Origin of the sequence: Phytobacter massiliensis JC163, from assembly GCF_000321045.1 — a bacterium.
In the GTDB taxonomy this organism is placed as follows: domain Bacteria; phylum Pseudomonadota; class Gammaproteobacteria; order Enterobacterales; family Enterobacteriaceae; genus Phytobacter_A; species Phytobacter_A massiliensis.
Genome location: NZ_HE578945.1, coordinates 1,491,794 through 1,495,799, shown reverse-complemented (window position 1 = coordinate 1,495,799; position 4,006 = coordinate 1,491,794). Strand labels below are relative to the sequence as shown.

At 59.0% G+C, this 4,006-nt stretch carries 5 protein-coding genes; 4 read left to right on the top strand and 1 reads right to left on the bottom strand.

Annotated features, from left to right (window positions below):
• Positions 1–538, bottom strand: a 538-nt coding sequence (locus tag ENTHG_RS07385) for an MFS transporter (protein WP_237567474.1), incomplete at its 3' end; no start/stop codon positions are given.
• 141 nt (positions 539–679) lie between these two features.
• Between ENTHG_RS07385 and ENTHG_RS07380 the strand changes: the two genes are divergently transcribed.
• From ENTHG_RS07380 to ENTHG_RS07365, 4 genes are all read left to right on the top strand, one after another.
• Positions 680–1,465 carry an AraC family transcriptional regulator gene (locus tag ENTHG_RS07380; RefSeq protein ID WP_044177434.1) on the top strand — a complete coding sequence of 262 codons (786 nt, stop codon included), beginning with the start codon at positions 680–682 and terminating at the stop codon, positions 1,463–1,465.
• Between the two features lie 204 nt (positions 1,466–1,669).
• Entirely contained in the window at positions 1,670–2,491 is an 822-nt protein-coding gene (locus ENTHG_RS07375) for an ABC transporter substrate-binding protein (protein WP_044177431.1), read from the top strand.
• A gap of 1 nt (position 2,492) precedes the next feature.
• Entirely contained in the window at positions 2,493–3,314 is an 822-nt protein-coding gene (locus ENTHG_RS07370) for an amino acid ABC transporter ATP-binding protein (RefSeq protein WP_044177428.1), read from the top strand.
• Positions 3,314–4,006, top strand: a 693-nt coding sequence (locus ENTHG_RS07365) for an amino acid ABC transporter permease (RefSeq protein ID WP_044177425.1), incomplete at its 3' end; no start/stop codon positions are given. The genes ENTHG_RS07370 and ENTHG_RS07365, both read left to right, overlap by 1 nt.

The following is a 4,006-nucleotide window of genomic DNA, read 5'->3' as shown; positions in this document are numbered from 1 at the left end:
CGGGTTTACTCGCCCGCAGCTGCGGTAGCCAGAGCACTATCGCCATAATCGGAAAAAGCATCAGCCCCAGCAGCGCGCCGTGCCAGCCTGCGCCGCTGGCCGCCAGCGGCACAACCAGCGCTGAGCCCAGCGCGGCGGCGGCCCCCATCGTCAGCGAGTAAGCGCCGGTGAGTTTAGCCACGTGGCCGGGGTGGTCGCGTTTAATAATACCCGGCAGCAGGACGTTGCCCAGCGCAATACCGCAGCCAATGACCGCCGTCCCTACGAAGAGCAGCCAGGCCGCCGGCAGCGAACGGAGCGCGATACCCGCACAGATAAGCAGCATGGCCGCCAGCAGGCTGCGCTCCATGCCGATACGTCTGGCGACCGACGCCGCCAGCGGCGATACCAGCGCAAAGGCCAGCAGCGGCAGGGTAGTGAGCATCCCCGTTTGCGCCGTGGTTAAGCCGTAATCGGCGCGAATGGCGTCCAGCAGCGGCGCCGCGCCGGTAAAAGTCACGCGCAGGGTGGTGGCAATCATCAACAGCCCGGCAATCATCAGCGCCCGCTGTTTGCCGTGAAAAGTCGTCACAGTAACCATCATATTCTCAGGATAAATACCAGGCGCTTACCATAGCGCGTTTTGCTGATGATGAAATCAAGCTAAAATGACAGTTTATCGCTAAATTCGGACAACACCATGCATGGACTGGGACTTGAGGGCTTCAACCCCGATAGCGAACGCGAGGCGGCGCTGGCGTTCAGTATTACCGTTGAGGCGGACGAGCAGCAAATACCCCAGCATCATCACCGTAAAGGGCAACTGATCCTCGCGTTGAGCGGAGCCATCACCTGTGAGGTCGAAAATGCCCGCTGGATGGTGCCGCCCCATCATGCCGTCTGGCTGCCCGGTAACGTGGCGCACAGCAATCGCGCCACCCCTGGAGCCCAACTCTGCTTTTTATTTATCGAACCGGGATGCGTGCAGATGCCGGAAGTATGCTGCACCCTAAAAGTCTCCGCGCTGGTACGTGAGTTAATCCTCAGCCTGGCGGCGCGCGGTTTCCGTGAGCGTCAGCAGCCCGCCACGCTGCGCCTGGTTCAGGTGCTGTTTGATGAGCTGCCCCGCCAGCCGCAGATGCAGCTCCAGCTACCCGTGTCGTCGCATGCAAAAATCCGCCTGATGGTAGAGACAATGGAGCAGGCCCCCGCCGAATGGCAGACGCTGGGACAGTGGGCGCAGCGCTTCGCCATGAGCGAACGGAATCTGGCCCGTCTGGTGGTCAAAGAGACCGGACTGAGTTTTCGTCGCTGGCGGCAGCAGCTCCAGCTGATCCTTGCTATCCGCCTGTTGATCGGCGGCGAGCCGGTGCAAAACGTTGCCCGCACGCTGGGATACGACTCCACCACGGCATTTATTACGATGTTCAGGAAAGGGTTAGGGCAGACGCCGGGACGGTATCTGGCTGTGCTGGGGCAGGGGTAAAAATTTTCTGCTGCGAATGCCCTTTTCCGCCGTGTGGACAAACCTGTTTCTTCTGACAGAGATAACAGAATAAGTGATTCCTATAGCCGGTGCGCTTCTAATAACTTTTTCAGCTAATTAATTCACTTTTTAATATTTGTCGGCTGATGACCGGTGTGTGATTTTAGCCCTGCATTTTACTTATAACAGGGTGTAAGGATTAGCATGGCAAGCACAACCGTTTCAAAAATCAGCGCGTTAAGCGCACTGGCGCTACTCAGCGCGCTCTCTTTTTCCGCCCATGCCGACAAGCTGGCCGATATTAAAGCGGCAGGCGTCGTGAAGGTGGCCACTTTCGACGCCAACCCTCCTTTTGGCGCTATCGATGCGCAGAGCCACGAGATTGTGGGCTACGATGTAGACTTCGCCAGAGCGCTGGCAAAAAGCCTTGGCGTAAAGCTGGAACTGGTTGCTACCAACCCTGCTAACCGTATTCCACTGTTGCAGTCCGGCAAAGTCGATTTAATTGTCGCGGATATCACGATTACCCCGGAGCGCGCGCAGGTCATAGACTTCTCCACGCCCTATTTTGTGACCGGACAGCAATTCCTCGTCCCGGCTGAGGCGTCTGACAAGCTGGACAGCTACAGCAAAGCGCGGATTGGCGCGGTAAAAGGCACCACCGGCGAGCAGACGCTGCACCAGCGTTTCCCGCAGTCCCGCGTGCTCTCTTACGATGACATTCCGCTGGCGCTCACCGCGTTGCGTAACGGCAACGTGCAGGCGATAACCCAGGACAGCACCATTCTCGCTGGCCTGCTGGCTGAAGCGCCGGATAAAGCGAAATTCAAAATCCTGCCGGACCTGCTGTCGAAAGAAGAGATTGGCGTAGGGGTCACCAAAGGCGAAACCGCGCTGTTAAACGCGGTAAATGAGGAACTGGTGAAGCTGGAAGCGTCCGGCGAAGCCGCAAAAATCTATGATGTCTGGTTCGGCCCGCAGACCAAAGCCCCGGCGCCGCGCAGTTTTAAAATAGAAGCGAAGTAACATGCTGTCAGCGCTCTTTTCAACCTCCGTGGCGCAGGCCACGGAGGCATTTCCCGTGCATAAAGGCACGATAGAATTCCGCAAAGCCAGCAAGCGTTACGGCGATCATCAGGTCCTGAACGGCATTGATTTACAGGTGGCTGCCGGGGAAGTGATTGCCGTCTGCGGCCCGTCGGGTTCGGGGAAATCGACCCTGATCCGCCTAATTAACCAGCTGGAAACGCTTTCCGACGGCGAAATTTTCGTTGACGGAAAACCTACAAGTCAGCTGAAAGGTCGTGCCCTGCGCGACCTGCGCCGTCAGGTCGGTTTCGTCTTCCAGCAGTTCAATCTTTACGCCCATCTCAACGCGCTGGAGAATATCACGCTGGCATTAACGCGTATTCACGGTAAGTCGCGCCCGGAGGCGGAGGCCATCGCCCGGCAACTGCTGGCGCGTGTGGGACTGGAAGAGAAAGCCGGGCACTATCCTGCCCAGCTTTCCGGTGGGCAGCAGCAGCGGGTGGCTATTGCCCGCACCCTGGCTGCCGAACCGCATATCATTCTGTTTGATGAGCCTACATCGGCGCTGGATCCCGAAATGATCGGCGAGGTCTTGCAGGTGATGCAGTCGCTGGCCCATAGCGGTATTACCCTCGTTGTGGTGACCCATGAGATGCAGTTTGCCCGTGAGATTGCCGACAGGGTTGTTTTCATCGACGGGGGAGAGATCCTGGAGCAGGCCGCACCGGAGGACTTTTTTACCGCGCCCCGGCATCCGCGCGCCCGGCGCTTCCTGCAAAAAGTCCTTAACCCGCTTCATGCAGACGGCAAGGAGCTGTAATGGGGATTCATCTTGACTGGGCGGGCGTGCTGACCGGCCAGCCCGCTCAATGGTTACTATCCGGTTTTCTCACCACGGTCTGGGTAACGGTGGCGGGCGTGCTGCTCGCCACGGTCATGACCGTACTGCTACTGGCCCTGCGTCTGGCAGGCGGCAGGGGCGGCAGAGCGGTTGTCGCCGTCTGGGTCTCGCTGTTTCGCAATACGCCGCTGCTGGTACAGCTGCTGTTCTGGTATTTTGCCGCCTGGAATGTGCTGCCGCTGGGCTTTCGCCAGTACGTCAATGACGATCACGCCTTTAGCATTCTGCCGGGCGATGTCTGGTGGTTTACGCCGGAATTTCTCTCTTCGGCCTGGGCGCTGGGGCTGTTTACCGCCGCCTTTCTGGTGGAGGAGATCCAGGCCGGGCTGCATGCGGTGCCGCATGGGCAGGTTGAGGCAGCGAAATCGCAAGGGTTCAGCACGCTGGCGCTGTTTCGCTGGGTGCTGCTGCCGCAGGGGCTGGAAAACGCCTGGCAACCTGTCGTCGGGCAGTATCTCAACCTGATGAAGCTCTCTTCGCTGGCGACCGGCATCGGTTTCGCCGAACTCACCTACCAGACACGGCAGATTGAGAGCTTCAACGCCCACGCGCTGGAGGCGTTTACCGTAGGAAGCGCGCTCTACCTGGCATTAGGTCTGGTGATGAGCCTG